This window comes from Rhizobium sp. RCC_161_2 (genome assembly GCF_041355235.1).
Lineage (GTDB): Bacteria > Pseudomonadota > Alphaproteobacteria > Rhizobiales > Rhizobiaceae > Rhizobium.
This window is the reverse complement of sequence record NZ_JBFUPL010000005.1, coordinates 299,436-325,850: the sequence shown is the minus strand read 5'-3', so window position 1 is coordinate 325,850 and position 26,415 is coordinate 299,436. Positions and strand designations below refer to the sequence as shown.

The 26,415-nt window shown below is 61.7% G+C and carries 25 protein-coding genes; 14 read left to right on the top strand and 11 right to left on the bottom strand.

The window, feature by feature from the left end:
* Window positions 1–40 precede the first annotated feature (40 nt).
* Together AB6803_RS16075 and AB6803_RS16070 are read left to right on the top strand one after the other, a co-directional pair.
* Window positions 41–469, top strand: coding sequence for a hypothetical protein (locus tag AB6803_RS16075; protein ID WP_371109811.1), 429 nt, complete (start codon window positions 41–43; stop codon window positions 467–469).
* 156 nt (window positions 470–625) lie between these two features.
* Window positions 626–766: a hypothetical protein gene (locus AB6803_RS16070; RefSeq protein ID WP_007692629.1), complete on the top strand. Its 141-nt coding sequence runs from the start codon at window positions 626–628 to the stop codon at window positions 764–766.
* A 49-nt stretch (window positions 767–815) separates the two neighbouring features.
* Here AB6803_RS16070 and AB6803_RS16065 read toward each other — a convergent pair whose 3' ends face one another.
* Window positions 816–1,109 carry a SelT/SelW/SelH family protein gene (locus AB6803_RS16065; RefSeq protein ID WP_371109810.1) on the bottom strand — a complete coding sequence of 98 codons (294 nt, stop codon included), beginning with the start codon at window positions 1,107–1,109 and terminating at the stop codon, window positions 816–818.
* A 124-nt stretch (window positions 1,110–1,233) separates the two neighbouring features.
* Here AB6803_RS16065 and AB6803_RS16060 point away from each other — a divergent pair, with 124 nt between their 5' ends.
* Window positions 1,234–1,962, top strand: a complete 729-nt coding sequence (locus AB6803_RS16060; protein ID WP_371109809.1) for a type 1 glutamine amidotransferase — start codon at window positions 1,234–1,236, stop codon at window positions 1,960–1,962.
* Window positions 1,963–2,013: 51 nt separating this feature from the next.
* Here the strand turns inward: AB6803_RS16060 and AB6803_RS16055 are convergent, their stop codons facing one another.
* Both AB6803_RS16055 and AB6803_RS16050 read right to left on the bottom strand, forming a co-directional pair.
* Complete coding sequence (locus AB6803_RS16055; protein WP_371109808.1) at window positions 2,014–2,313, bottom strand: CcdB family protein; 300 nt, start codon at window positions 2,311–2,313, stop codon at window positions 2,014–2,016.
* Entirely contained in the window at window positions 2,313–2,546 is a 234-nt protein-coding gene (locus AB6803_RS16050) for a type II toxin-antitoxin system CcdA family antitoxin (RefSeq protein WP_371109807.1), read from the bottom strand. Before AB6803_RS16050 ends, AB6803_RS16055 begins: the two co-directional genes overlap by 1 nt.
* 139 nt (window positions 2,547–2,685) lie before the next feature.
* Between AB6803_RS16050 and AB6803_RS16045 the strand changes: the two genes are divergently transcribed.
* Complete coding sequence (locus tag AB6803_RS16045; protein WP_371109806.1) at window positions 2,686–3,141, top strand: GFA family protein; 456 nt, start codon at window positions 2,686–2,688, stop codon at window positions 3,139–3,141.
* An 8-nt stretch (window positions 3,142–3,149) separates the two neighbouring features.
* Here AB6803_RS16045 and lepA read toward each other — a convergent pair whose 3' ends face one another.
* Complete coding sequence (gene lepA, locus AB6803_RS16040; protein WP_174049965.1) at window positions 3,150–4,982, bottom strand: translation elongation factor 4; 1,833 nt, start codon at window positions 4,980–4,982, stop codon at window positions 3,150–3,152.
* 174 nt (window positions 4,983–5,156) lie between these two features.
* Between lepA and AB6803_RS16035 the strand changes: the two genes are divergently transcribed.
* Together AB6803_RS16035 and AB6803_RS16030 are read left to right on the top strand one after the other, a co-directional pair.
* Window positions 5,157–5,726, top strand: a complete 570-nt coding sequence (locus tag AB6803_RS16035) for a helix-turn-helix domain-containing protein (RefSeq protein ID WP_371109805.1) — start codon at window positions 5,157–5,159, stop codon at window positions 5,724–5,726.
* Window positions 5,727–5,741: 15 nt separating this feature from the next.
* Window positions 5,742–6,263 (top strand): GNAT family N-acetyltransferase, encoded by a 522-nt coding sequence (locus AB6803_RS16030; RefSeq protein ID WP_371109804.1) that lies wholly within the window; start codon window positions 5,742–5,744, stop codon window positions 6,261–6,263.
* Window positions 6,264–6,266: 3 nt separating this feature from the next.
* Here AB6803_RS16030 and AB6803_RS16025 read toward each other — a convergent pair whose 3' ends face one another.
* Window positions 6,267–6,872 (bottom strand): HAD family hydrolase, encoded by a 606-nt coding sequence (locus AB6803_RS16025; protein WP_371109803.1) that lies wholly within the window; start codon window positions 6,870–6,872, stop codon window positions 6,267–6,269.
* 151 nt (window positions 6,873–7,023) lie between these two features.
* Here AB6803_RS16025 and AB6803_RS16020 point away from each other — a divergent pair, with 151 nt between their 5' ends.
* The gene (locus tag AB6803_RS16020; RefSeq protein ID WP_371109802.1) at window positions 7,024–8,049 is read left to right on the top strand and encodes a histone deacetylase family protein; all 1,026 of its coding nucleotides are present in this window, start codon (window positions 7,024–7,026) and stop codon (window positions 8,047–8,049) included.
* A gap of 112 nt (window positions 8,050–8,161) precedes the next feature.
* Complete coding sequence (locus AB6803_RS16015; RefSeq protein WP_371109801.1) at window positions 8,162–9,076, top strand: DMT family transporter; 915 nt, start codon at window positions 8,162–8,164, stop codon at window positions 9,074–9,076.
* 3 nt (window positions 9,077–9,079) lie between these two features.
* Here the strand turns inward: AB6803_RS16015 and AB6803_RS16010 are convergent, their stop codons facing one another.
* Window positions 9,080–9,544 (bottom strand): group III truncated hemoglobin, encoded by a 465-nt coding sequence (locus tag AB6803_RS16010; protein WP_371109800.1) that lies wholly within the window; start codon window positions 9,542–9,544, stop codon window positions 9,080–9,082.
* Window positions 9,545–9,795: 251 nt separating this feature from the next.
* Here AB6803_RS16010 and mbfA point away from each other — a divergent pair, with 251 nt between their 5' ends.
* Window positions 9,796–10,779, top strand: coding sequence for an iron exporter MbfA (mbfA, locus tag AB6803_RS16005; protein WP_371109799.1), 984 nt, complete (start codon window positions 9,796–9,798; stop codon window positions 10,777–10,779).
* A gap of 82 nt (window positions 10,780–10,861) precedes the next feature.
* Here mbfA and AB6803_RS16000 read toward each other — a convergent pair whose 3' ends face one another.
* On the bottom strand, window positions 10,862–11,461 hold the full coding sequence (locus tag AB6803_RS16000; protein ID WP_371109798.1) for a transglutaminase-like cysteine peptidase: 600 nt from the start codon (window positions 11,459–11,461) through the stop codon (window positions 10,862–10,864).
* A gap of 236 nt (window positions 11,462–11,697) precedes the next feature.
* Window positions 11,698–12,510 (bottom strand): alpha/beta hydrolase, encoded by an 813-nt coding sequence (locus AB6803_RS15995; protein WP_371109797.1) that lies wholly within the window; start codon window positions 12,508–12,510, stop codon window positions 11,698–11,700.
* A gap of 278 nt (window positions 12,511–12,788) precedes the next feature.
* Between AB6803_RS15995 and infC the strand changes: the two genes are divergently transcribed.
* The 5 genes from infC to pheT all read left to right on the top strand — a co-directional run bounded on the left by infC (window position 12,789) and on the right by pheT (window position 18,141).
* On the top strand, window positions 12,789–13,325 hold the full coding sequence (gene infC, locus AB6803_RS15990) for a translation initiation factor IF-3 (RefSeq protein WP_174005636.1): 537 nt from the start codon (window positions 12,789–12,791) through the stop codon (window positions 13,323–13,325).
* A gap of 319 nt (window positions 13,326–13,644) precedes the next feature.
* Window positions 13,645–13,848 (top strand): 50S ribosomal protein L35, encoded by a 204-nt coding sequence (gene rpmI / locus AB6803_RS15985; RefSeq protein ID WP_003544621.1) that lies wholly within the window; start codon window positions 13,645–13,647, stop codon window positions 13,846–13,848.
* A gap of 37 nt (window positions 13,849–13,885) precedes the next feature.
* Window positions 13,886–14,290 (top strand): 50S ribosomal protein L20, encoded by a 405-nt coding sequence (rplT, locus tag AB6803_RS15980; protein ID WP_007692608.1) that lies wholly within the window; start codon window positions 13,886–13,888, stop codon window positions 14,288–14,290.
* Window positions 14,291–14,619: 329 nt separating this feature from the next.
* Window positions 14,620–15,702 carry a phenylalanine--tRNA ligase subunit alpha gene (gene pheS / locus AB6803_RS15975; RefSeq protein WP_007692600.1) on the top strand — a complete coding sequence of 361 codons (1,083 nt, stop codon included), beginning with the start codon at window positions 14,620–14,622 and terminating at the stop codon, window positions 15,700–15,702.
* A gap of 15 nt (window positions 15,703–15,717) precedes the next feature.
* Window positions 15,718–18,141, top strand: a complete 2,424-nt coding sequence (gene pheT, locus AB6803_RS15970) for a phenylalanine--tRNA ligase subunit beta (protein WP_371109796.1) — start codon at window positions 15,718–15,720, stop codon at window positions 18,139–18,141.
* A 38-nt stretch (window positions 18,142–18,179) separates the two neighbouring features.
* On the opposite strand, the gene AB6803_RS15965 is transcribed toward pheT, so the two are convergent.
* The 3 genes from AB6803_RS15965 to AB6803_RS15955 form a co-directional block, all read right to left on the bottom strand.
* Window positions 18,180–18,539, bottom strand: coding sequence for a nuclear transport factor 2 family protein (locus tag AB6803_RS15965; protein ID WP_371109795.1), 360 nt, complete (start codon window positions 18,537–18,539; stop codon window positions 18,180–18,182).
* Window positions 18,540–18,632: 93 nt separating this feature from the next.
* Window positions 18,633–20,720, bottom strand: coding sequence for a penicillin-binding protein 1C (pbpC, locus tag AB6803_RS15960; protein ID WP_371109794.1), 2,088 nt, complete (start codon window positions 20,718–20,720; stop codon window positions 18,633–18,635).
* 9 nt (window positions 20,721–20,729) lie between these two features.
* Entirely contained in the window at window positions 20,730–26,246 is a 5,517-nt protein-coding gene (locus AB6803_RS15955; RefSeq protein WP_371109793.1) for an MG2 domain-containing protein, read from the bottom strand.
* Window positions 26,247–26,415: the final 169 nt, after the last annotated feature.

Genomic DNA, 26,415 nt, shown 5'->3' with positions numbered 1-26,415 from the left:
CGACGTTGCGTCGCCCGGACCAGCAATACGGGGGCCTGTTATGACTGTTGTCGCCAAAATCGCATATGGCTGCGCTCTCGGCCTCGCTTTGTTGCTGCCCCTGGATGTCAGCCATGCGGCCTCGAAAAACCCGACGATCGTCATCCCGCCCCGCGCCAATGGATCCGTTCTTTGCGACTCTCGCGGCTGTTTCGGTTTCGGGCGGCAGCAATGGTATCGACGGCCCGGCCAGCCAATCCCCAATCCGCCTCCGGCCCTTGGCGGCAGGAATCGTTATGACAATCCCAGGATCGTCATCCCTCCGCGCAACAACTATGTCCCGCCGAAAACCAATTATGGCGCGCCGTTCGACAATCGCGCCCGGCATCGGATCTGGTGCAGCGACCGCTATCGGACCTACAATCCGGGGACGAACCTCTACACCACGCTCCACAATGGCTCCCAGGCCTGCCGCTCGCCCTATCGATGATCGAGCGCCGCCAGCCAGCGATTTCAACGCCGGTTCGCGTCTTTTGCCGAGATCTTGAGATGAAAGCGAAATAAATCGCTTGCTTTTGGCGCGACTTAGGCGGTCCGTAAGATGTCATCGCTTCCATGTGGTCGCGATCCAAACAAGGAGCCTGAAATGGCAAAGGGTCAAGTAAGAGGAAATCGCGAAACGCGAAAACCCAAGAAGGACAAGACAGCCGAAGCTCCAAAGCCGCAGCCGGGCTTTGCCGTCAAACAGGCTGGAACCCCCATGGGCTTCGGCAAGAAAGACAAATAACAAGACGGAGGCGCGCCTATCCGGGCTGCGCCTCCTCTGGAACGATCGGTCAGCTCTCCAGCGATGCACGGTCCGTATGACCGAGATCGCGATCGGGATCGATGACGTCGCGCACCCGCTGCTTCAGTTCCTTCGGTCCCGGAAAGCCGCCGTCGCGCTTGCGCTCCCACAGCAATTCTCCATCGATACGGATTTCGAAGACACCGCCGGTGCCGGGGATCAATGCGACTTCGCCGAGGCTGTCGGCGAAGGTCTGCAACAGCTCCTGCGCCATCCAGCCGGACCGCAGCAGCCAGTTGCATTGGGTGCAATAGAGAATGGTGATCCGCGGCTTGTCGCTCATCATCGGCTTCCTCGTTGTTTTCTGACATTTAGGCTCGGCTTTGACCGGCCGCAAGCGCCCCGCTCTTGCGCCGTCGATCGGCTCATGGTCATCTTTGTCTGGGCAACTTTCGGGAATCACGGGAATGCGGGTCGCAATCGTCGAGAATATGAAGAGCACGCCGCTTGGCGCCCTTGGCATGGCGCTGAAGGAGGCGGGGGCGGAGCTCGAATGGTTCCGCGCCTGGGACGGTGAGCCTCTTCCGAAGGACGTCACGGCGCATGACGCGCTCGTCGTGCTCGGCGGCGAGCAGAATGCCCGCGATGACGAAACCCACCCCTATCTGCCGGACCTGGCGCAACTGATGCGCCGCTTCACGGAAGCCGACAAGGCCGTGCTCGGCATCTGCCTCGGCAGCCAGATCCTGGCGCGCGCCTATGAGGCCGAAAACCTCATCGGTGCCGCCCGCGAATTCGGCTGGAAGACGGTCGGCGTCACCGAGGCGGGGAAGGCCGATCCGCTGCTATCGGGTGTCGGCGACGAATTCACCATCTTCGAATGGCATTCCGATACGTTCACGCTGCCCGCAGAGGCAGTGCGGCTTGCCACCAACGATATCGCCCGCAACCAGGCCTACCGCATCGGCCGTGCCACCTACGGCACGCAGTTCCATTTCGAGGCCAATGCCGCCGTAGTCGAAGGCTGGCGGAGAGATTTCAAGGAGACAATCGAGCGCATCGAACCCGGCTGGCTGGAGCGCTTTCCCGAGATCGCCGCACAGCATGCGGCGCCGGCCGAGACGGCCGGGCTGGCGATCGCGCGGGCGTGGGTGAGGACGATTCAGACGGATATGGGGCTTCGCGAAGCGTCGTAGCTTGGTTTTGCGATTGGGATCTTTTGAGACAAAGTTCGATCTGGTATCGGCTCAAAATCCTTGAAAAACCATATCGATCGCTGCCGTGAATTTGTCTCCCTGATCAGTTGCATCCAATACCATGTCCCCGATATCTGAAACCGGTATCGCTGACATAAGATGCATTGCCACGGAGTAGGACCGGTCTGCGAGGGTGATCAGAGGCGTAAGACGATTGATAGATCGTCCGGCAATTTCTGTTGGCACCAGCGGCGCGACAACGCGACTTTTCAGGTCATCAAGCAAACCCGCTTGAAGATCCATGACCAGACCGGCGCCGAACCGCAATTGATAAATATGAAATCGTGCCATTAGAACTGACGATACTTGGCCAGCGGCAAGCCGTGGTTCTCGATATAGGCATTCGCATCCGCTATCGCCTCGGCGTTTTCAGCGCGCCACCGGCGCTCGCGTTCGCTTCTGATCGCCCGCGAAAGACCGTCCTCGGCTGCGCGAGAAATATTGATACCCAGCTCGCGTGCTTCGGAAAGGATATCCTTATTGAGAGTAAGATTGGCGGATCGCCTTGTCGCGTGCGTTACCATGGGTCACTCCATAATATGCGCAGATCATATGCGCATTTCATCTCGATTTGAAGCCCGATGCACGATCCGACTAGCGATTATACGATACCGATGGCATTTTCAGAGAAACGCATCGAATGAAGCGGGAGGAGACCAACCTATGAGCAAGCCTGACCTACCATGGGAAGGCGGCTGCCGTTGCGGGCAGGTGCGGCTGAAGATCAGCGCCAAGCCTCTGCTCGCCATGGCCTGCCATTGCACCGGCTGTCAACGCATGTCATCCAGCGCCTATTCGCTGAGCATCGCCATTCCGAGCGAAGGTTTCGAAGTCACGCAAGGCGAGCCCGTCATTGGCGGCATGCGCGACGAAAAGCTGAAGCATTATTTCTGCCCAAGCTGCATGAGCTGGATGTTTACCCGCTTGGAGGGGCTCGACTGGTTCGTCAATCTGCGCCCGACCATGCTCGATAACGCCAGCTGGTTCACGCCATTCGTCGAGACCTGGACAAGCGAAAAGCTGCCCTGGGCTGCGACTCCGGCTAAGCATAGCTATGCGGCGCTGCCGGCGATGAAGGATTTCGAGGTGCTGACGAAGGAGTATATGGGGCAGGGGTGAGGCGAGCCTCACTCATCCCCCATCTTCAGCGCCGCAATAAACGCTTCCTGCGGGATTTCGACCTTGCCGAACTGCCGCATGCGCTTCTTGCCTTCCTTCTGCTTGTCCAGCAGCTTGCGCTTACGGGAGGCGTCGCCGCCGTAGCACTTGGCGGTCACGTCCTTGCGCAGCGCCTTGACCGTCTCGCGGGCGATGATGCGCCCGCCGATGGCGGCCTGGATCGGGATCTGGAACATGTGCTGCGGGATCAGGTCCTTCAGCTTTTCACACATCACGCGGCCACGCTTTTCCGCCGCCGAGCGGTGGACCAGCATGGACAGCGCGTCGACCGGCTCGGCATTGACGAGGATCGACATCTTGACGAGATCGCTGTCGCGGTAATCCGTGAGATTATAGTCGAAGGAGGCATAGCCCTTGGAGATCGACTTCAGCCGGTCGTAGAAATCGAAGACAACTTCGTTGAGCGGCAGGTCGTAGGTGATCATGGCACGGTTGCCGACATAGGTCAGCTCGGTCTGGACGCCGCGGCGGTCCTGGCAGAGCTTCAGGATCGAGCCGAGATATTCGTCCGGCGTCAGGATCGTCGCCTTGATCCATGGTTCGCGGAATTCGGCGATCTTGACGACATCCGGCATGTCTGCCGGGTTGTGCAGCTCGATCTCGGTGCCGTCGGTCATGGTCAGCTGATAGACGACCGACGGGGCGGTGGCGATCAGGTCGAGATTGAACTCGCGTTCCAGGCGCTCCTGGATGATTTCCAGATGCAGAAGGCCGAGGAAGCCGCAACGGAAGCCAAAGCCGAGGGCGGCGGAGGATTCCATTTCGAAGGAGAAGCTGGCGTCGTTGAGGCGCAGCTTGCCCATGGCCGAGCGCAGATCCTCGAAATCGGCGGCGTCGACCGGGAACAGGCCGCAGAAGACGACCGGCTGTGCCGGCTTGAAGCCCGGCAGAGCGGCGGCGGTCGGGCGCTTGTCCTCTGTGATGGTATCGCCGACGCGGGTGTCGGCCACTTCCTTGATCGAGGCGGTAATGAAGCCGATCTCGCCGGGGCCGAGGCTTTCGACGGTGAGCATTTTCGGCGTCAGCACGCCGACGCGCTCGACCTGGTACTTCACGTCCGTGCCCATCATGCGGATGGTCTGGCCCTTGGTCATGACGCCGTCGATGATGCGAACGAGAACCATGACGCCGAGATAGGTGTCGTACCAGCTGTCGACCAGCAGCGCCTTCAGCGGTGCCTTTTCGCCACCGGGGCTCTTCGGCGCCGGCAGCTTGTGGACGATGGCTTCGAGAACGTCGGGAATGCCGAGACCGGTCTTGGCCGAAATCAGCACGGCCTCGGAGGCGTCGATGCCGATGACCTCTTCGATCTGGTCCTTGATGCGGTCGGGTTCGGCGGCAGGCAGGTCGATCTTGTTGAGAACGGTGACGATCTCGTGGTTGTTGTCGATCGCCTGATAGACATTGGCGAGCGTCTGCGCTTCCACGCCCTGTGAGGCGTCGACCACCAGCAGCGAACCTTCGCAGGCCGACAGCGAACGCGAGACTTCGTAGGCGAAGTCGACGTGGCCGGGCGTGTCGATCAGGTTGAGGATATAGGTCTCGCCATTGTTGGCCTTATAGTGCAGGCGCACGGTCTGGGCCTTGATGGTGATGCCGCGCTCGCGCTCGATCTCCATATTGTCCAGCACCTGTTCGGACATCTCGCGCTCGGCAAGCCCGCCCGTCGTCTGGATCAGACGATCGGCCAGCGTCGATTTGCCGTGGTCGATATGGGCCACGATGGAGAAGTTGCGGATGTGCGAAAGCGGAGTGGTGGAATTGGTGCTCATGCGCGCCATATAGCAGCGCCGCCCCGCGCCGCAAAGCGGAAAAGCAGGGTTTTGTTAGGGATATCGGCGCGACCGCAGGCATTTGAGATCGCTGCCGTTATCAGCGGCATTATTCGGCTTGATTCCATCATCTGATCATGTATTTCTCTTATGCTGGAATTTGATGTGGATGATGAGCAGATAATGGATGACGAGCTGGAAATCACGATCGGTGCGCGCATCAAGCAGTTGCGCATTGCTCGTGGCCTGACGCTGGATGAGCTGGCAAACGCCTCTGCGGTCAGCCGGGCAATGATCTCGCGCATCGAGCGAGCGGAGGCGAGTCCAACCGCTTCGCTGCTTGCTCGGCTGTGCGCCGCACTCGGCCTATCGCTCTCGAGCTTTTTCGCCGAGGAGGAAGAGGACGTTTCGCCCCTGGCCAGGAGCGACGCCCAGCCCATCTGGCGCGATCCGGAAACGGGATATGTCCGCCGCGCGGTCTCGCCGGCCGGCACACAATCACCCGTCGATCTCGTCGAGGTCACCTTTCCCGCCGGTGCGCGCGTCAGCTTTCCGCCGAATGCCGCCAGCCGCGGCATGAGCCAGCATGTCTGGCTGTTCGAAGGCGAGATGGAGATGACCGTCGGCGAGACCGTGCATCACCTGATGCCCGGCGACTGCCTGTTCATGGGCATCGGCGATGGCCATGTGTTTTACAATCCGGGCGACAAGCCGGCGCGCTATTGCGTCGTCCTCGACCGCCCCCGAGCATAATCCAGGGATAGTTTCATGCCCGATATTCATCTTCTCTCCGCCGCCGAAGCCCGCGCCGCCTCCGCCGATCTCTGCGAGGTGCTTGCCGATTGCGTCAATGGCGGCGCTTCCGTCGGCTTCATGCAGCCCTATGGGCTTGACGATGCCGCGCCATATTGGCGGGGGGTGGCCGATAGTGTCGAGGCCGGCGCGACCCTGCTCCTCGTCGCCGTCATCGAGGGCAAGGTGGTCGGCACCGTGCAGATCGGCGCGGCGCAGATGCCGAACCAGCCGCATCGCGGCGATCTGAAGAAATTGCTGGTGCATCGGTCCGCTCGCGGCAAGGGCCTTGCCCGCCTGCTGATGGAGGCTGCGGAGCGCGAGGCGGCCAAGCGCGGCAAGACGCTGCTGGTGCTCGACACGGCAACCGGCAGCGACGCCGAAGCCATCTATCCCCGCCTCGGCTGGGAACGCGCTGGCGTCATCCCCGACTATGCCCTATGGCCACAGGGCGGGCTCTGCGACACGACCATCTTCTTCAAGCGGATCGCTGCATAAGTTTCAGAGCGAGAACGCGGCAAGGGCGTCTTCCAGTCTGGAGCCCGGTGCCCAATGCATCGCCTTCCAGCCGAATTGCCGCGCCGCCTCGATGTTGGCGGGATAATCGTCGATGAAGGCGATCTGGCTGGGCTCGATGCCGACCCGCTCGGTCGACAGCCGGAAGAATTCCGGCGCCGGCTTCTGGTATCCGAGCATCGCGGAATAGAAAATCCCGTCGACATAGGAGGAGAGCCCGAGCTTATCCATCAGGTAGGCGGCGCGCCGATGCTCCTGATTGGTCGCCAGATAAATCGGGATACCCGTTGCCCGCAGGGCGGCGAGATCGGCGAGCAGCGTCCGATCCAGCCGGGAATCATTCTCGAACCAATAGTCGATCAGTGTAGCGGCGCTAAGTCCGGGCGCGATTTTCGCCAGGACGCTGGCAAGCCGGGGTTCCAGGTCCTCACGGCCTGTGACGATATTGCCCCAGTGGGTCTGGAAGAATTCCTTCTGGATCAGCTCGCGACTAAGGCCGAGATCGCGTTCCAGATCGGTGAAAAGGTGCAGGCCATCGCTAGGCCTGCCATGAACCAGTACGCCGTCGACATCGACCATCAGGACTTTCATGTGGCGCGAATCTCCCAATTGACGCAAAGGCAGGTGGAAGGTGCTGTCGTTTGCTGCCGTGTTCAAGGGCGGGGGCTGCTCTTTTTTCCGGATTGCGATCCATGTAAGCCTTGGTGCTATCCAGTGAGTTTTGCAGGCGAGGGGGCCGATCATGCGTGTCATTTATTCGGAAGATCACAAGCTGAGGGACGCCAAGACCGAGCTGCATGACGGCCAACTGGTGACGCCCTTCGAAGCGCCGTTCCGCGCCGAATGGATTCTGGCCGCGGTGAAGGAAGCGGGCTTTACCGATGTCGTGGCGCCTGAGGCGCATGGGCTGGAGACGGCGCGCAAGGTGCACGATCCGGCCTATCTCGATTTTCTCGGCACGGTCTGGGATCGCTGGGTCGCGGCCGGCTACAAGGGCGAGGCGATCGCCAATTCCTTTCCGGTGCGACGCACCAGCCAGCGCGTGCCGGAAAACATCGTCGGCATGATCGGTCACTATGCAAATGCCGCCGATACCTCGATCAGCAAGGGTTCTTATGAAGCGGCGATTGCCTCGATGCGCTGCGCCCTCACAGGGGCCGATTGGCTACATGCCGGCTATCGCTTTGCCTTCGCGCTCTGCCGCCCGCCCGGCCATCATGCCGGTTTCGATCTCTTCGGCGGCTACTGCTTCATCAACAATGCCGCCGTCGCGGCGCAGCGCTTGCGCGATCAAGGCGCGAAGAAGGTGGCCGTCCTCGACGTCGATTTCCACCATGGCAACGGTACGCAGGACATCTTCTATCAGCGCGGCGATGTCTTTACCGCTTCGCTCCACGGCGACCCCATCCATGCCTTTCCCTATTTCCTCGGCCATGCCGACGAGGAGGGCGAAGGCGAAGGGCGCGGCGCCAACCGCAATTATCCGATGCCGCGCGGCACGCCCTGGGCTGTCTGGTCGGAAGCGCTTGCCGACGCGCTCGCCCGCATCAAGGCGTTCGGCGCGGAGGCGATCGTGTTGTCTCTTGGCGTCGACACCTTCGAACGCGACCCCATCTCCTTCTTCAAGCTGACATCCGATGATTTTACCCGCATCGGCCAGCTTGTCGCCGGCGCCGGCCTGCCGGTTCTCACCTGCATGGAGGGCGGCTATGGCGTGCCGGAGATTGGGCTGAATGTCGCCAATGTGCTGAAGGGCCTGGAAGCCTGAGGTTCCCGAAGGCTGAGGCGCTCTTATCAGGGCGGCTGATCCAACCGATGAAAAGTTTGAATTTGCGCCGCCACTGCTTGCCGTCTACAAGCCGCGCAGGACGGGAGGGACCATGGACCAGAAGATGATCGAGAGCGGCACCGATGGTGGCGCGGTGCTGACGCCACATCCGGATGTGCCGGCGTCCTCGGGTGGTATTGCCGCCGGCGTTCTTATGTGCCTGCTGTCGATGTCCTGCATCCAGTTCGGTGCGGCGCTGTCGTCCTCCGCCATAGCTACCTTCGGGCCGGCTGGGGCGACATGGCTTCGCTTGTCTTTCGCCGCGATCGCTCTGGCGATCATCGTCCGGCCGAAGGTCATGCGCTACAGCCGCGCACAATGGCTTGGCGCGCTGACACTCGGCACCGTGTCGGCGCTGATGACGCTCTCCTTCTTTTCGGCGATCGAGCGCATCCCCCTTGGCCTCGCCGTCGCTATCGATTTCCTCGGGCCGCTGCTGGTGGCGACCCTCGGCTTTGGCTTGAGCCGCCAGCTTGCCTGGCCGCTGATCGCCGCTATCGGCGTTCTCCTGCTCGCCTATGACGGCGAGGGGTGGGTCGGCAATCTCTCGGGCATATTGTTTGCCTGTGGCGCGGGCACCGGATGGGCCTGCTATATCCTGCTGACGAAGAAGGTCGGCAGCGTTTTTACCGGCTTCGAGGGTCTGTCGATGTCGCTCATCATCGCCGCCATCGTCGCGACACCCTTCGGCTTTGCCTCCGCCGTTCCGCATCTGACCGGCCACGGCCTCCTCGAAATGGCGGGTCTTGCGCTGCTCGTGCCGCTTCTGCCTTATGCGCTGGAAATGGTGGCCTTGCGGCGCATGCCGACATCCTCCTTCGGCATTCTCATGAGCCTGGAACCGGCGATCGGTGCTGTCGCAGGCTTCGTCATTCTGACGCAGCCGTTGACCCCGTCACAGATGTTCGGTACGGGGCTGGTCGTTGCCGCCAGCATTGGTGCGACTGTATTTGCAGCGAGAGCCTGAGGTTTACGGCTTCTTCGCCGGATCATCCACCGCCGGATTGTAAAACAGCGACAAGGTCAGGCTCTTGGCGATGCGCTCGGCCGTTGCCATGAACCATGCCTTGGCCTCGTCCGTCGGTGCGATATCGTCCAGCGTCTCCGAAAACAGCACCAGCCATTCCGGAAACAGATCGGGCGCGATGCCCTGGACGCCGAGATGGGCCTGCACAGGCTTGCCGCCATAGGCGCCGTTCTTGAAGGCGACGGAGGACCAGAAGCGTTTCATTTTGTCCATATGGTCCGGCCAGCGCCCGGCCAGCCGGCCGTCGAAGACCGGGCCGAGCCGGGAATGTGTTTGGATGCGGCCATAGAACGTCTCGACCAGCCGGTCGATGAAGGCGGCGTCGATGCCGATACGCGTCATCTCGGCCTCCGCCCTTTCGCGGATGCCGGCCAGATGGGCGGCGCGGCCTTGCAGGTCATTGTCCATGTCATGCTCCTGGCCCCGCCGCTCGCAAGTTTTTCAGCGGCACTGGGCTTGTGTCTGCTCCTATGTACGCCATTTCCCTGCGCAACCAAGTGTCTCATGCTGCCGTCGCAATAATCTGGCAAAGTCACCACGCCCGTTTCGCTGCCAGTTCGTCATAAAACGGTACCTCCTGCTTCGGGATCATGCCTTAGCTCTTGACCCATGCACTCAGCCAATTTAGAATTAGAATAATTCTAAAGATGGAGATTTTGATGTTGCTCGGTTTCTTCCGCTCGCCGAAGCGTTCCTTTGCCTCTTTGTCCGAACAGGAAATTCTCGCCGTCGCCATTGCCGCCGAAGAGGACGACGCGCGCATCTTTCTTGCCTATGCCGATATCCTTCGCGACCAGTATCCCGACTCCGCCAAGGTGTTCGAGGATATGGCCGAGGTCGAGGACACCCATCGCAAGACGCTGATCGACATGCACCGCCGGCGTTTCGGCGAGCGCATCCCGCTGATCCGGCGCGAGCATGTCAGCGGCTTCTATGATCGCAAGCCGGATTGGCTGCGCAAGAACCTGTCGCTCGATGCTATCCGCCAGGAGGCGGAGGCGATGGAGCAGCAAGCCTATAATTTCTATGTCGAGGCGGCCAAGCAGATCTCGGATGCTTCGACGCGTCAGCTTCTTGGCGATCTCGCGCTCGCCGAACAGGGGCACGAGGAAGTTGCGCGCATGCTGGGCGACAAGCACACGCCGGAAAGCGTGAAGGTTGAGGAGGATGCGCATGCACGCCGCCAGTTCGTGCTGACCTATGTACAGCCGGGCCTTGCCGGCCTGATGGATGGCTCCGTCTCGACGCTGGCGCCGATCTTCGCGGCGGCCTTTGCGACGCAAAACACCTGGCAGACCTTCCTTGTCGGCCTGTCGGCTTCTGTCGGCGCCGGTATTTCCATGGGTTTCACCGAAGCTGCCCATGACGACGGCAAGATTTCCGGCCGCGGTTCGCCGATCAAGCGCGGCCTTGCCTGCGGCATCATGACGGCGCTCGGCGGCCTCGGCCATGCGCTGCCCTATCTCATTCCGCACTTCTGGGTGGCAACCGCCATCGCCGCCATCGTCGTCTTCTTCGAGCTCTGGGCGATCGCCTTCATCCAGAACAAATATATGGAGACGCCGTTCCTGCGCGCCGCCTTCCAGGTCGTGGTCGGCGGTTCGTTGGTGCTGGCGGCGGGCATATTGATCGGAAATGCTTAAGGCCGGTCAGGAGAGTGATTGGAAAAGCGAAAGGCCGGCAGATGTGCCGGCCTTTTTTATATGGACTTGGTTTTCGCGGGTCTTACTTGACCGCGCCGACCAGAACGTCGTTGCCGTTTTCGATGGTGACCCAGCGGCCGGCATTGAAGCTCGCCTGGCGCTTCAGGTAGGAATAGGGGGTCTTGTACCAGACCTTTACCTCGTCATCGAGATTATCGAGAATGTAGTCGCCCTGCTTGGTGCGCAGCGTCAGCACGGCATGGCCTTCGCCATCGGGCTTGCGAACGACGGTCATTAAAAGGTTGGCGGCGGAAAAACCCTGCTGGATCAGAAGCTTGCGCTTCAGAAGCGCGAAGTCCTCGCAGTCGCCGGCCGTCTTCGGATATTCCCAATATTCTTCCTGGCCGTAAACTTCCATGTCGGTGGCAGGCGTGATGGTCTTGTTGACGCGCAGGTTCACCTGATTAACCAGCGCCCAGGTCGACGGGGTGAGGTCGACGGGGCCGGTGTTGCGGGTCGGACCGCACTCGTCGGTGTGGCGCTCGCAAAATTCATAGTGGCCGATAGGCTGGGAGGTGACGGCACCGATGGTCATCGATGCGGTCTTCTGCGGGGCCGGCATGGCCGACGACGACATGGCAACTATAGCCGCAAAGGCAACGAATACGCCCTTAATACGCACGCCCACTATCCTTGTATCGTCCCTGCATTTGTTAACAAATTGTTAATGTAGGGGGGTGCGTAAAGTCAATCGTTACTTAAGTGTTAACGCCGGAACCCGGCCATATGGTTAATTTCAGCACAATCAAAGGGATAGTTGCCACAATTGAATGCTTCTTGTGATTATCGAGATGCCGCGCGAATCCGGCCCGGCGAGCAGACTGCCCACCGGTTTTTGTCTTCTCTATCTATATGTTTTTATGGAAGATTATGCAGAGCCAGCGTCTCTGCCGCGACCAGCATGCGCTCGATATCCTGCTGCCGGGACAGGCGATGATCGCCGTCGCGCACAAGTGTTAACACGACATCGTCGGCCGGCAGATGCTCGACCAGTTTTAACGAATGCGCGAAGGGCACGTCCTCGTCCTGCATGCCTTGCAGGATATGGACCGGGCAACCGGTCTCGACGATGCCGGTCAGAACGCGATTGGCGCGGCCGTCCTCGATGAGGGCGCGCGTGAAGATATTCGGCTCGGAACTATACTCCGAAGGCTCCTCGAAAAAGCCGCGCTCGGCCAGGGATCTGCGCTCGGTGTCGGAGAGGTTTGGTTCGATAAGATCGATGGTGAAGTCCGGGGCGGGAGCGATCAGCACCAGGCCGTGGATGGCGGGCGCCTTCTTTTGCTTGCGCAGTTCCTGGATCAGTCGCAGAGCAATCCAGCCGCCCATGGACGAGCCGACGAGGACGATGCGCTTCGGCTTGGTATGGTCGATGACGGCGAGCGCCTCTTCCAGCCAGCGCGAGATCGTGCCGTCGGTAAACTTGCCGCCGGAGCGGCCATGGCCTGAATAGTCGAAGCGGATGCAGCCGAGCCCGAGCCGTTCGGCGAGCGCATCGAGTTCCAGCGCCTTGGTGCCGCTCATGTCGGAGCGATAGCCGGAGAGCCAGACGAAGGTGGCACCCTTCGCGCCCTTCCGGGCAGCGCGTTGCTGTATGGCGATCTGCCGCTGATCGTCGCCGGCGCCAACGGAAAGGAAGGTCGGCTCAAGGCTGGCTAGTGCTTCGGACATCAAGAAACTCCCGGAATTTTCCGCTCCTTAAAGCAGATTCGCGCGCATCTGGCCCCAAAAATTCTCTCGATCTTTGCAGGCATCCTGTGCTATTCGAGCTTATTACTGTGTCCTTTGCGCATCTTGAGACTGCGCGACGTAGTAATGACGCGCGGGAGGTGATTTTTTCCTGGCGCCATGCTATTGACTTCAACACAGCTTTTACGACATTTCCGTCAGTTGCGCCGACGGGAGCGAGAAGCTGCAGCTATCCGTAACAATTCGTGGAGAATACGACCATTCGCAGACCCTTTAAAACTGATGCGCCCGTGAAGGATGGGCCGCGTTCCAACAGGGAAATTCGCGTTTCCAAAGTTCAGCTTATTGCTGCTGACGGCCAGAATTTGGGCGTCGTCCCGACCGACGAGGCGTTGAGAATGGCAGAGGAGGCCGGCCTCGATCTCGTTGAGATTTCCCCCAATGCTGAAGCGCCTGTGTGCAAGATTCTCGATCTGGGCAAGCTGAAATACGCCAACCAGAAGAAGGCGGCCGAGGCACGCAAGAAGCAGAAGATTGTCGAAGTCAAAGAAATCAAGATGCGCCCGAACATCGACACCCATGACTATGAGGTGAAGATGAAGGCGATCGGTCGTTTCTTCGAAGAAGGCGACAAAGTGAAAGTGACCTTGAAGTTCCGTGGCCGCGAAATGGCTCACCAGGAACTCGGCATGAAGCTTCTCCAGCAGGTCAAGGAAGATACGGTTGAGATCGCCAAGGTCGAAGCCGAGCCCAAACTCGAAGGCCGGCAGATGATGATGGTGCTTGCGCCGAAGTAAGGCGCGGGCAGAGTTTAGAGGTCGGAGCCGTCCATTGGGCGGCTTTTTCCTTTTATGCCCTGGGGTTGATGCCTGTCATCGATCTGCAAAGATTCACGCGTCTCGCCCGTTGCACTCTAAGGCAACTGCGGTTATAAGCGCGCGTCCGAACTGACCGGCAGGGCATGCCGTGGCAGTTCAGAATGCTGGTGGGATGGTTCATCACCGTATCCACCGTTCAACAACAAACGCTCCGGCACCTTGTCGCAGCCCGGCCCAGCCGGATCTGTGGGAAGGGCTTTTTACAAAGCGGGCCAGGAAGCATCGAAGGAGTAGCAAAATGCCCAAGATGAAGACGAAGTCCTCTGCCAAGAAGCGGTTCAAGATCACCGCGACCGGCAAGGTCAAGGCAGCCGCTGCTGGCAAGCGCCACGGCATGATCAAGCGTAGCAACAAGTTCATTCGCGATGCCCGCGGCACCATGGTTCTCGCAGAACCGGATGGTCGTAAGGTTATCAAGAATTACTTGCCGAACGGTCTCTAAGACTATTCGTAACGCTATAGACTAAGGAGATCATGAAATGGCACGCGTAAAAAGAGGCGTAACCTCGCACGCCAAGCATAAGAAGGTTCTGAAGCAGGCTCGTGGATTCTACGGCCGCCGCAAGAACACCATCCGGACCGCCAAGGCCGCTGTCGATCGTTCCAAGCAGTACGCTTATCGCGACCGCAAGGTTAACAAGCGCAATTTCCGCGCCCTCTGGATCCAGCGTATCAACGCTGCCGTCCGCGAACACGGCCTGACCTACGGCCGCTTCATCGACGGCCTGACCAAGGCTGGCATCGAAGTCGACCGCAAGGTTCTGTCCGACATGGCAATCCATGAGACGGAAGCTTTCGGCGCGCTCGTCGCCGCCTCGAAGAAGGCTCTGGAATACCTCAAGGACGCCGGTACGAAGAACGAGTTCGAAGCAGCCGTTAACTAACGCCGCTTCGCACGTCTTTCGTAAATTCATTATGAAACCCGCGCTGGCGAAACCGGCGCGGGTTTTGTGTTTTGCAGCATACGCTTTTCCATCGTGTCAGGCGGTCCTGTCGGGCGGAACCCCGGAAAACGGATCGCGCATCGGGCGGCAAGTGCCAAGCTCAGCTTTCTTGGCGGCTTTTTGTCATTTGCCCGGTTGATTGGCCGCTTGCACATGGGTAGTGATCTGCAGCGCCTCATCGTTGCCACAAGCTTTATGATGCATGCGTTCATCCATTATTCCGCGGACTGAGCGGCGTTCCAAGCCCGCCGCCCGCAAGGCAGGACCAGATGACGGAACTCGTAACACTTGAAACCCAACTCATGGCCGAGGTGGCCGCGGCGACCGACGAGCAGTCGATCGAAGCCGTGAGGGTCGCCGCGCTCGGCAAAAAAGGCTCGGTTTCGGAACTGCTGAAGACGCTGGGCTCGATGTCGCCGGAAGAGCGGCAGACACGCGGTGCTGCGATCAACGCGCTGAAGAACTCCGTCACCGACGCCATCAACGCCCGCAAGGGCGCGTTGAAGGACGCCGCCATCGACGCGAAGCTGAAGGCCGAGACGGTGGACGTCAGCCTGCCGGTGCGCTCTTCTCCGGCCGAACGCGGCCGCATCCATCCGATCAGCCAGATCGTCGATGAGATCACCGCGATCTTCGGCGACATGGGCTTCTCGATTGCCGAGGGTCCTGATGTCGAGACCGATTATTATAACTTCACGGCGCTGAACTTCCCTGAGGGGCATCCGGCCCGCGAGATGCATGACACCTTCTTCTTCCAGCCGGACGAAAAGGGTGAGCGCAAGGTGCTGCGCACGCACACTTCGCCGGTGCAGATCCGCACCATGGAAGCGCAAAAGCCGCCGATCCGCATCATCATTCCCGGCAAGACCTATCGCCAGGACAGCGACGCCACGCATTCGCCGATGTTCCATCAGGTCGAGGGCCTGGTGATCGACAAGACGGCGAACGTCGCCAATATCCGCTGGGTGCTGGAAGAGTTCTGCAAGACCTTCTTCGAGGTCGACAATGTGACGATGCGGTTCCGCCCGTCCTTCTTCCCCTTCACCGAGCCTTCTTTCGAGGTCGATATCCAGTGCGACCGTTCCGGCCCGATCGTCAAGTTCGGCGAGGGCACCGACTGGATGGAAATCCTCGGCTGCGGCATGGTGCACCCGAACGTGCTGCGCCATGGCGGCCTCGATCCGGACGAGTATCAGGGCTTTGCCTGGGGCATGGGCCTCGACCGCATCGCCATGCTGAAATACGGCATGCCGGACCTGCGCGACTTCTTCAACGCCGACGTCCGCTGGATGAACCATTACGGCTTCCGCCCGCTCGACATGCCGACGCTGTTCGGCGGCCTGAGCGCGTAAGCAAGGATCGATGACATGAAATTCACACTCTCCTGGCTGAAAGAGCACCTGGAAACAGACGCCACGCTCGATGAGATCTGCGCCCGCCTGACGATGATCGGGCTGGAGGTTGAAGATGTCGACGACAAGGCGGCCTTCAAGCCCTTCGTCATCGCCAAGGTTCTGTCCGCCGAAAAGCATCCGCAGGCCGATCGCCTGAAGGTGCTGATGGTCGATATCGGTTCCGGCAAGCCGGTCCAGGTCGTCTGCGGCGCGCCGAATGCGCGCGCCGGCCTCGTCGGCGCGTTTGCCGCGCCCGGCACCTATGTCCCCGGCATCGACGTGACGTTGGCGGTCGGCAATATCCGTGGCGTCGAAAGCCACGGCATGATGTGCTCGGAAAAAGAGCTTGAGATTTCCGACAGCCATGACGGCATCATCGATCTACCGGAAAACGCACCTGTCGGCACCAGCTTCGCCGCCTATGCCGGCCTTGACGATCCGATGATCGAGATCAATCTGACGCCGAACCGTCCGGATTGCACCGGCGTCTATGGTATCGCCCGCGATCTCGCCGCCTCCGGTCTCGGTACCTTGAAGCCGCGCGCCGTTCCGTCCTTCGCTGTCGAAGGCGAGACGCCGACGGACGTGAAGATCGAGCTCGATGATATCAGGCTCTGCCCCGGCTTTGCGCTCCGCCTCGTGCGTGGCGTCAAGAACGGCCCGAGCCCGAAATGGATGCAGCAGCGGCTGCAGGCGATCGGCCTTCGCCCAATCAGCGCGCTGGTCGACATCACCAATTACATGACCTTCGATCAGGGCCGGCCGATGCACGTCTTTGACGCCGCCAAGGTCAAGGGCAATCTGGTCGTTCGCCGCGCCAGGGACGGCGAAACCGTACTGGCGCTCGATCAGCGTGAATACAAGCTCGGCCCGAATAATGTTGTCATCGCCGATGACAACGGCATTGAGTCGATCGGCGGCATCATGGGCGGCGAGCATTCCGGCTGCGACGAGAACACCGTCGACGTACTGATCGAATCCGCCCTCTGGGATCCGATGAACATCGCCAAGAGCGGTCGCGGCCTCGGCATCATCACCGATGCCCGCTACCGTTTCGAACGCGGCGTCGATCCGGAATATATGGTCCCCGGCCTCGAGCGCACCACCGAGCTGGTGCTCGCCTGCTGCGGCGGCACGGCCGCCAAGGCCAAGGTCGAAGGCTACAAGGGTTATGACGCCAAGATCGTCGACTTCCCTTTCTCCGAGGTCAAGCGCCTGACGGGCCTCGACGTCTCGACGGAAGAAAGCAAGTCGATCCTGACGAAGCTCGGCTTCTCGGTTTCGGGCTCCGGCGAGCGCGTCTCCGTCGGCGTTCCGCCCTGGCGCTCCGATGTCGACGGCAAGGCCGATCTCGTCGAAGAGATCATGCGTATCCACGGCGTCGACAACATCAAGCCGCAGCCGCTCGCCAGCCACAATGCCGTCAACGGCAAGATCCTCACAACATTGCAGATCCGCACCCGCACCGCCAAGCGCGCGCTCGCCTCGCGCGGCATGCTGGAAGCCGTCACCTGGTCCTTCATCTCCGAAGATCAGGCCAAGCTTTTTGGCGGTGGGTCGACCGCGCTGAAGCTCGCCAACCCGATCGCCGCCGACATGTCCGACATGCGCCCGTCGCTATTGCCGGGCCTGCTCTCGGCCGCGCAGCGCAATGCCGACAAGGGCTATGGCGACGTCGCGATCTTCGAAGTCTCCGGCACCTATGAGAACGACCGGCCGGAGGGCCAGCGCCGCGTTGCCGGCGGCATCCGTCGCGGCACGGCGACGCTCGCCGGTGCCGGCCGCATGTGGTCGAACGCCGCCAAGGGCGGCGGCAAGCCGGTCGATGTCTTCGACGCCAAGGCCGATGCACTGGCGGTGCTCGAAGCCTGCGGCCTGCCGATGGGCAATATCCAGATCGAGCATGGCGGTCCCGCCTGGTATCATCCGGGTCGCTCCGGCACGATCAAGATGGGTCCGAAGGTCGTGCTCGGCTATTTCGGCGAATTCCATCCGAAGACGCTGGAAGCGCTCGACGTTACCGGTGCTCTCGCCGGCTTCGAAGTCTACATCGACGCCATGCCGGAGCCGAAGAAGAAGGCGACGCGCACCAAGCCCGCGCTGGAGCTTTCGCCCTTCCAGGCCGTCAAGCGCGACTTCGCCTTCGTGGTCGACAAGTCGGTGGAAGCCGGCGCCATCATCCGCGCCGCCACCGGCGCCGACCGTAAGCTGATCACCGGCGTCAATGTCTTCGATATTTTCGAGGGCGCCTCGCTCGGCGAGCACAAGAAGTCGATCGCCATCGAAGTCCAGATCCAGCCGGCCGAGCGCACGCTCACCGACGAGGATTTCGAGGCACTGACGCAGAAGATCGTCGCCAATGTCACTAAGACGACTGGTGGCGTGCTGCGGGGGTAACGAACCTCACCTTCTCCCCTCGGGGAGAAGGTGAAATGCTACCGATGCAAATGATAGACCTTGTTGACGACACTCCAGCGCCCGTCGATTTTCACCAGTGACAGATAGTCCGAAAACCGCATCCCGGCGAATTCGTCTACTACCTTGACGCTTGCCGCATCGCCTTCGATGTCGATCAGTTCGATCTCCATCAGCGGTATTGTGCCTGGCGGGGCACTGCCTTCTTCCACGATGGCCGCGATGAACTCGTCGCGGCTCATCCATTCCACCGCGCCTTGATAATTGCCGATGATCGACGCGCGTGGATGCAGCGCCTTGCGCAGCGCCGGCTCATTTGCGAATGCCATGCCATCGACATAGAGGTGAACAACCGCGCGGATTGCCTGCTCTTCCGACATCTCGTCATTCCTCGCTTGAGTATCCGGTAAATTAGCACAGACGTTCCCGACTGGCAAAACAAGGGCGGCATGATCGCGCGGATGTGACGGGCGCTATTCCACGAAGACCCGCACGCTGGCGGCGCGACCGGCGGCGTCGATGACGGTCAGCGTTGAATAGCCGGCGCCGTCGGGCACCCATTGGTTGGTGCGGCGGCGCGAGAGGTCGGGCAGCGGCTTGCCGTTGGCGAGCCAGCGGAACGGCGCGCGTCCGCCCTGCAGCTTAAGCGCCAGCGGCATGATCGAACTGGCGCCGCCATTGGCGCCGAGATCGACGCGCGCTCCCTCCGGCGGATAGACGATCTGCGGGGCCGGCTCGCGGGTCGAGGCCGACAGCAGGCCGGCCGCGGTGACGGAAAAGCGCCGCTGACTGATCGGCAGTTGGGTCGCCGAAATACGCACGGCGCCCATGGGGGGTGAGGGGAAGGGCGTGATGGCCACACCCGATTTGGCGAAGGCCTCGAACAGGATGGGTGCCGCCGAAACGTAACCCGCCAATCCCGGCACCGCGCCATTGTCCGGCCGTCCGACCCAGACGCCGAGCACATGCGCACCGTCATAGCCGATCGACCAGGCATCGCGATTGCCGTAGCTGGTGCCCGTCTTGTAGGCGATGCCGAGCTGCTTGCTGCCGCGTGGTGCAATGATATCGGACAGTATGTCGGTGATGTTCCAGGCCGCCACCGGCTCCATCAGCGGCTGACCCTCGATCGGTCCCGGCTGGTCCTGAATGCCGTCACCGATCCGCATCGGCTTGCCGCGATTGGCGAGCCCCGCATAGAGCTGCACCAGATCCTTGAGCGTGATACCGGCGCCGCCAAGGCCGATGGCAAGGCCCGGTGCCTCGTTCGGCGGCAGCACCGGCTTCACATCGGCGCGGCGGAATCGCAGCAGCAGCCGCGTCGGCCCGACGGCGTTGAGCAGGCGGATGGCGGGGACGTTCAGCGATAGTTGCAGCGCCTCGCGCACGCTGACATCGCCCTGGTATGTCATGTCGAAATTGCGCGGACGGTAGCCATAGAAATCGGCGGGGCGGTCCTCGATGATGGTTTCCTGGGCGACGTATCCCTCTTCGAAGGCAAGGCCGTAGATGAAGGGTTTTAGCGTCGAGCCGGGAGAGCGCAGCACACGGGTCATGTCGATCCAGCCGGAGCGACTGGAATCGAAATAATTGGCCGAACCGACCTCGCCAACGATCTCGCCGCTCTGGACGTCGGCCATGACCATGGCGACCGAGACCTTCGGCCCAAGCCGCCGGGCGGCTTCATCGGCGACGGCTTCCAGGCCCTGCTGGATATCCCGGCGCAGCGTCGTATGATGCCGGATGATATCAGGCTGCTTGCGCAGAGCCATCTCGGCCAGATGCGCCGCATAGGCCGGCAATTGCCGCCGCTTGGCCGGAACGGGAACGAGAGCTGCCCGCTCCGCCTCGCCATTGCCGACGACATCGGCAACCGCCGCGCGGGCGAGCACACGCTTGCGGGCAGCTTCCGCACTGGCGAGATTGCGGTCGGGGCGGCGCCTTTCCGGCAGTTGCGGCAGGGCGACCAGCAGCGCTGCCTGGGCGATGCTCAGCTGCCGCGGCTCCTTGCCAAAATAGGCAAGGCTCGCGGCGCGCACGCCTTCCAGATTGCCGCCGTAGGGGGCATGCGTCAGGTAGAGGTCGAGGATCTGTTCCTTGGAGAGCCGCCGCTCGATCTGGATGGCGCGGGCGATCTGCAGCAGCTTGGCCGTCACCGATCGCTCGCTGCGAGGCTCGATCAGGCGTGCCACCTGCATCGACAGCGTCGAGCCGCCGGAGACGATGCGACCGTGAGTGACGAGCTGGAGGAAGGCACGGCCGAGCGCTATCGGGTCGATGCCGTGATGGTCATAGAAGCGCCGGTCCTCATAGGCGACCAGCATGCGCAGGAATTGCGGATCGACATCGCCGACATCGGTCTTCAGCCGCCAGCGTCCCTCCGGCGTCGCGAAGGCGCGCAGCAACTCGCCATTGGCATCGAGCACCTCCGACGAGACGATGCCGGCTCTGTCCAGCGGCGGCGGAAAGGCGCGGTCTGCGGCGACAAGGCCAAGAGCCAGCGCCGCCGCCGAGAGGGTCGCCGCACCAAGACCGATCGCAATTTTCCACCGCGCCTTCATGACCTCTTCTTACTGCTGTGCCGCCTGCACCTCCATGCGGCCCATCGCAGTGCGGGCCGAGAACTGCGGACGATACATGTCCTCTACGCTTGCGGCCGGATGGTCGTAGGTGCCGGGGGTAACGGCGCGCACGACATAGGCGAAGCTCAGGTCTCGGTCGCTGCCCGACGACTGGTCGAAGGCGGCGACGAAACGGTCGTTGCGGAATTCGACATGGGCCGGTTGCACATCGCTCAGCCAGTCGAAATTCGATAGCTGCGCGCTTCCGACGATGCTCGGATTGTCGATCTCGAAGCCGGCCGGCAAAAGATCGGTGACGAGGATGCGCGACGGCCAGTCGTTGGTTTCCGTGACGTGCAGCACGACGACATAGCGTTCGTTTTGCTGCGCCTGGGTGATGTTCGCCTCCTCGCCGTCGAGCGTGTAATATTTACGCTCGATTTTGAAACCGTTACCGCCCGCGGGCAGCGGCGAAACCGGAGCGGCAACCGTGGTCACGGCGGCGGCCAAAGGCTGGCGGGTGGTATTGGTGACCGTCAGCGGATGGCCGATCAGGGCGTCGCCCGTCATCGTCGCCATATAGGTGCCGGTATGGGCCGCGCCGTTGACATCGAGCGTCAGGCCGTCATCGCCGTTTTGTAGCGCGCGGGCGGCAAGCAGCATCCAGGTCTGTTCCTGGGTGCTGGTATAGGGCTTGGTCTGCCACTCCTTGGCAACGACCGTCGCCAGCTCCGGCACGATCGGCGGCACGGGGCGGCTTTCAGCTGCAAGTGCCAAAACCGCCGCGCCGTCACGCAGCGACGAGCCGTAATCCGAGCGGGCGAAGCTCACCTTCGTCACCGCCGCCTGCTGCGACATTTGCAGCGAGTCGACGAAGATGTTGCGCGAACGCTGGGCATCGCCATAGAGCGCGAGCGCTGCTGCCAGATGTGCCTTAGACAGCGGCGTCGGGAAGTCGTTCAGCATCGTATCGGCATAGTAGCGAAGATCGCTGATCGAAGCCTTCTTGTTGCGGGCGAGCACATAGAGCGCATAGGCGATCTCGTTGCCGTTATCCTTGACGTTGGTGTTGGCACTCAATGCGTTCTGCAGGTTCTCCAGCGCCTGCGCCATGGCCTGATCTGGCACGGTGTATTTCTGCTCGCGGGCGCGGGTCAGGAAGTCGGTGACGTAGGCATCCAGCCAGAGGTCGCCGGAGCCCGGACCCCAGAGGCCGAAACTGCCGGTGGAGGACTGGTAGGACATTTCGCGATAGATCGAGTCCTGGACGCGCTTGCGGATTTCGGTGTCGTCGGCAAGACCATTCTTGACGGCCAGATCGCTGAAATAAAGCAGCGGCATCGCGCTGCTGGCGGTCTGCTCGGCGCAGCCATAGGGATAGCGGCTGAGGCTCATCAGCAGGGCCGGCACGTCGAAGGCGCCGGAGCGGCTGACATTGACGCTGACCGAAGCGCCGGGCAGCACGCTGTCGGCGAGCAAATCTGCATTGACGGTCAGGCTCTTTCCGGGCGCCAGCGAGACGAGCCGCCGTTCGGTCACCGGCAATTGCGCCGGGCGGACGGGCAGATCGAGCGATTGATCGAGCGACAGTCCGGATGCGCCGGACAGGTTGATCGAAACCGTACCGGCCCCCGGCTGTTCGCCGGTCAAAGGCAGGGTGATGTCGTATTTACCGCCCGGCTGCAGATTGATCGTCTGCTGGGTGGCGCTTGCATCGACGGTGACGGTCGCGTTGCCGGTGACCGCCAGTCTGTAGTCCCCGGCGGGCGCATCGGTGTTGGCGATATCAAGCCGCAGATTGGCCTTGTCCCCCGGAGCGAGGAATCTCGGCAGGCTGGCGGTGACGACGACCGGATCGCGGATGATGACATCCTGCGTCGCATGCCCGACCCCGGCCTTCGACCAGGCAACCGCCATTAGCCGCGCCGTGCCGTTGAACTGCGGAATGTCGAAGCTGATATTGGCCTTGCCGTCGGCATCGAGCTTGACCGGGCCGGAGAAGAAGGCGACCAGCTTTTGTGTCGGTGGGCTCGCCGCCAGGCCTGCCTGTCCGCCGTCGCCGCCGGTGCGCAGCTTGCCGGTCGCACCCAGCGAGCCGTCGATCAGGCGGCCGTAAATGTCGCGGATTTCAAGCCCGAGCTGGCGCTGGCCATAATACCAGTCGTCCGGTGCCGGTGGCTCGTAGCGCGTCAGGTTGAGAATGCCGACATCGACAGCGGCAAGCGTCACATAGGCATCCTCATTGGCGCCGGCTCCCGCTACCTGAACGGCAATGTTCAGCGGTTGGCGCGGCAGCGTCTTTGGCGGTGCATCGAGCTTCACCTGCAGCTTGCGTTCGCCGGGATCGACTGCCGCCCATTTGATGCCGATGGCGCGCATCGGCATGCGGCTTTCCTGCGCTTCGCCGGGTCGGAAGAGGGTGGCGGTCAGATAGGTGCCGGCACCCCAATCGGCGGTGACGGGAATATCGACTTCGCCGCCGGTGGCACCGATATCGGCATTGGCAACCGAGATCAGCGTTTCGGAGCCGGCCGTCACCATCAACTGGCCGGCATAGCGCGAGGTTACTTTGAGCTTTGCCGTGTCGCCGACATGATAGCTGCTCTTGTCGAGCGCGACTTCCAGCGCGTCGGGCGTTTCGGTCGAGGTCGAGGCGACATACCAGCCGGCATTGAACTCGACGCTGGATTCCGGGCCGTTTGTATCGGCCGTCTCTACTTCCAGCCGGTAGCGGCCCCAAGTGACGGGCACGGAGATTTCCGCGCCGTCGGTGGTGGCGTTGATCGTGCCGGTTGCGACCTGCTTGGTCGAGGTGATGGGTTCGTATTTCCAGCTATTGCCGTCGCGATACCATTGATAGTCGCGCTCGACACTGAGCAGCTTCCAAGTCAGGCCCTGCATGGCCTGCTTCTGGCCGTTCTGGTCGATGGCAATGACATGGAAGGCGCCGAGGGAATTCTCGCCGAGATCGCCGTCGAATTCCGGCTTGATGCCGATGCGCGGCCCATCCGCCCTGACCGGCAGCGTCAGCGAGCGCTCGACGGCACGGCCGCCGGCTTCCTGCATCCGCACGGTGATGTCGGCATTGAGCAATTGCGTGGTCGAGGGCGTGTCGTTGATGGTGACGTCGAAGGTCGTCTTGCCGTCTTCATCCAGCGCTTGCAGGTCCTCGAGCGGCAGCTGCGTGCTTTCGGCCTTGTTGTCGCTGCTGCTGCTATCGCTGTCGTCGCTGGCATTCTGCCCGGCGCCCTCGTCGGCGAGGCCGAACTGATAGCCCTTGTAATCGTCGCTCTGGCGTGTCGGCTTCAGCGTCACTTCGCCTTCGAGGCTGAGGCCGGCGGCCGGCGCGCCATAGAGATAGCGCCCTTCGATATTGACTGGCGTCGGCTTGCCGACTTCGATCGCCTTGGCGTCGCTCTTCATGTCGAATTCGGTGCGATCCGGCACGAAGTCATCGACGAGGAAGGTCTGCGAGCCGATTGAGGAACCCTTCGGATCGGTATAAATGTTCATCGTCCAGCTGCCGCGCATCGCCGTTTGTTGCAGCGGCAGATCGACATTATAGCCGCCGAGCTTGCCGCCATCGGTGACAACGCGGCGATCCTCGACGCCGTCGGGGCGCAGGAAGACGAAAGTGAGCGGCAGGTTCTCGACCGCCACGGAGCTGATGTCACGCGCAAGCGCCGAGGCATGCACCGTCTCGCCGGCGCGGTAGATGCCACGTTCGGTCCAGGCGGTGAGATCAATCGCGCCCGGTGCCGTGCGGCCCGCGACGCCACGGTCGGAGAGATCGAAGCCGGCGCGGGTCATATCGAGGAAGACATAGTCCTGATCGCCGTTCTGAGCGGTGATGACGGCCGGCGTCATGCCGGCGGTGCCGCGCATCAGGCCGGCGCTGAAGGTAGCGCGGCCATTGGCATCGGTCTTGGCGGTGCCGAGGATTTCGTTGTTCTTGGCGAGGAGTTGCAGCTCGACGCCGGCGGTCGGCTTGGCGCTGCCGAGCGAGCGGGTGAAGACATTCAGCCCATCCGTGCCGGCATAGGTGGTGATGCCGATATCGGAAACCACGAACCATTGCGTCGCCTGCGAATCCCATTCTTGGACGCTGCTATTCGGCGCGACGGCGGTCAGCACATAGACGCCGGGCTTGCGCTTCGGCAGAGCTTCGTCGACCGGGAAGCTGGTGACGACATCCTTGTTCAGGTTCTGCTGGATCTCGATCGAACCCTGCCAGACCAATTCGCCGCTGCTGTCCTGGATGGTCTGGGCGCCGTAGCCGCTCATCTGCGTCAGGAATTGAGAATTGTTCAGCAACTGCGCGATGTTGCGGTCGCCGATGCGGTAGAGTTTCAGATTGGCGGTGGTGGTGTTGACCGAGACGATCGGGATGCCGCGGCGCGCGGTCGAGGGCAGCACGAAATTGTCGCCGGTGAAGCGGATCGAAGCCGAGCGGTCCTTGACGTAGATGTCGACATTGACCTGTGTGGCGAGATCCTCATCGACGGAGGAGGGCAGGCCGGGGCGCAGCGAAATCCTGTAGCGCTGGCCGAATTCGAGGCCTTCGACGCAAATCTGGTTGTCCTTGGCATCGACGCCCTTGGGGGCGGCGCCATTGACGGTGACGAAGGGGGTGTAATCGACGCCGCTCTTCACCAGTTTTTCGGAGAACTGTACGCAGGCGCGCGGCGAGGCGTTGTCGTTATCCAGCGTGTTGCCGGAGACGCGGAAACCCTGGCGGGCTTTCAGGTCGTCATAGGCGGCCTGGACCGCGGCGGAACTCGTGAGCGCGAGGCTTGCCTTATAGGCGCTGAGTGCCTGGCGGTAATTCTGCGCATTTTGCAAAGAGGTCGCGAGCACGGCGAGTGCATCGGCGCGGCTCGAGGTCGTGCGGGAGAGCTGATAGCCGTTGAGCGCGGCATAGGCTGCCTGAGTGGCGAGCGATGTGTCGTTGGTCGTCGTATTGGCGGCACGCGCCATTTCGACCCAGAGATCGCCATTGTCGGGCGTGAGCGACAAGGCACCCTGGAAAGCGTTCAACGCATTGTTGACATTGCCGGAGGTGATCTCGATGCGGCCGAGCGCGATCAGGCTTTCAACGCCTTGCCCCTTCAGGTCGGCGCCGAGCGTCAGCCGGCTTTTCGCATCGCGTGCGCTCTGGATGAAATTGTCGGAGAGGAAAGGAAGGGCGGGCGCTGCGCCGATATCCGGCTCACTGGCGGCGGCCGTCTCGACGATCTTGCCGGCTATGGCGCCAGGAACGGTATTGAGCTGGTTGAAATCAGTTTTCAGGAAGCACCATTTCACCTTGGGATTATAGGTGAAGGCCTTGCACGATTTGTCGCCGATACAGGACGTCGAGCATTGGTCGAGCGTCACGTTCTGCTCGGTGCGCAGGTCGAAACCGTAGTAGTCGCCGTCCTTGGTGGTAACCACCTGTCGCTTGGTGTCGGCAGCCCCGGCCGGCATCAAGGTGGTGAAAATAGAGAGAAGAAAAGCGGAAAGCCCGATAAACGCGCGCATAGACATAAGTCCTCTCCAACGCTACCGTTTTTGATTGGCCGCACTCTTCAAACTTCAAGGTGGTTTGTCAACCAAGCGTGGAGAAGTGAATGTGCAGTTTGCGACTATGACGATCTATCTGGTGCACGAAATGACACGGACAAGGTGCGGCGCTCTTAGGATATGCTTTCACGGA

What these genes read in the sequence shown, in the direction of transcription:
- AB6803_RS16075 (WP_371109811.1), top strand. Translation starts at nt 41, where the DNA reads ATGACTGTTGTCGCCAAAATCGCATATGGCTGCGCTCTCGGCCTCGCT.
- AB6803_RS16070 (WP_007692629.1), top strand. Translation starts at nt 626, where the DNA reads ATGGCAAAGGGTCAAGTAAGAGGAAATCGCGAAACGCGAAAACCCAAG.
- AB6803_RS16065 (WP_371109810.1), bottom strand. Translation starts at nt 1,109, where the DNA reads ATGAGCGACAAGCCGCGGATCACCATTCTCTATTGCACCCAATGCAAC.
- AB6803_RS16060 (WP_371109809.1), top strand. Translation starts at nt 1,234, where the DNA reads ATGCGGGTCGCAATCGTCGAGAATATGAAGAGCACGCCGCTTGGCGCC.
- AB6803_RS16055 (WP_371109808.1), bottom strand. Translation starts at nt 2,313, where the DNA reads ATGGCACGATTTCATATTTATCAATTGCGGTTCGGCGCCGGTCTGGTC.
- AB6803_RS16050 (WP_371109807.1), bottom strand. Translation starts at nt 2,546, where the DNA reads ATGGTAACGCACGCGACAAGGCGATCCGCCAATCTTACTCTCAATAAG.
- AB6803_RS16045 (WP_371109806.1), top strand. Translation starts at nt 2,686, where the DNA reads ATGAGCAAGCCTGACCTACCATGGGAAGGCGGCTGCCGTTGCGGGCAG.
- lepA (WP_174049965.1), bottom strand. Translation starts at nt 4,982, where the DNA reads ATGGCGCGCATGAGCACCAATTCCACCACTCCGCTTTCGCACATCCGC.
- AB6803_RS16035 (WP_371109805.1), top strand. Translation starts at nt 5,157, where the DNA reads ATGGATGACGAGCTGGAAATCACGATCGGTGCGCGCATCAAGCAGTTG.
- AB6803_RS16030 (WP_371109804.1), top strand. Translation starts at nt 5,742, where the DNA reads ATGCCCGATATTCATCTTCTCTCCGCCGCCGAAGCCCGCGCCGCCTCC.
- AB6803_RS16025 (WP_371109803.1), bottom strand. Translation starts at nt 6,872, where the DNA reads ATGAAAGTCCTGATGGTCGATGTCGACGGCGTACTGGTTCATGGCAGG.
- AB6803_RS16020 (WP_371109802.1), top strand. Translation starts at nt 7,024, where the DNA reads ATGCGTGTCATTTATTCGGAAGATCACAAGCTGAGGGACGCCAAGACC.
- AB6803_RS16015 (WP_371109801.1), top strand. Translation starts at nt 8,162, where the DNA reads ATGGACCAGAAGATGATCGAGAGCGGCACCGATGGTGGCGCGGTGCTG.
- AB6803_RS16010 (WP_371109800.1), bottom strand. Translation starts at nt 9,544, where the DNA reads ATGGACAATGACCTGCAAGGCCGCGCCGCCCATCTGGCCGGCATCCGC.
- mbfA (WP_371109799.1), top strand. Translation starts at nt 9,796, where the DNA reads ATGTTGCTCGGTTTCTTCCGCTCGCCGAAGCGTTCCTTTGCCTCTTTG.
- AB6803_RS15995 (WP_371109797.1), bottom strand. Translation starts at nt 12,510, where the DNA reads ATGTCCGAAGCACTAGCCAGCCTTGAGCCGACCTTCCTTTCCGTTGGC.
- rpmI (WP_003544621.1), top strand. Translation starts at nt 13,645, where the DNA reads ATGCCCAAGATGAAGACGAAGTCCTCTGCCAAGAAGCGGTTCAAGATC.
- rplT (WP_007692608.1), top strand. Translation starts at nt 13,886, where the DNA reads ATGGCACGCGTAAAAAGAGGCGTAACCTCGCACGCCAAGCATAAGAAG.
- pheS (WP_007692600.1), top strand. Translation starts at nt 14,620, where the DNA reads ATGACGGAACTCGTAACACTTGAAACCCAACTCATGGCCGAGGTGGCC.
- pheT (WP_371109796.1), top strand. Translation starts at nt 15,718, where the DNA reads ATGAAATTCACACTCTCCTGGCTGAAAGAGCACCTGGAAACAGACGCC.
- AB6803_RS15965 (WP_371109795.1), bottom strand. Translation starts at nt 18,539, where the DNA reads ATGTCGGAAGAGCAGGCAATCCGCGCGGTTGTTCACCTCTATGTCGAT.
- pbpC (WP_371109794.1), bottom strand. Translation starts at nt 20,720, where the DNA reads ATGAAGGCGCGGTGGAAAATTGCGATCGGTCTTGGTGCGGCGACCCTC.
- AB6803_RS15955 (WP_371109793.1), bottom strand. Translation starts at nt 26,246, where the DNA reads ATGTCTATGCGCGCGTTTATCGGGCTTTCCGCTTTTCTTCTCTCTATT.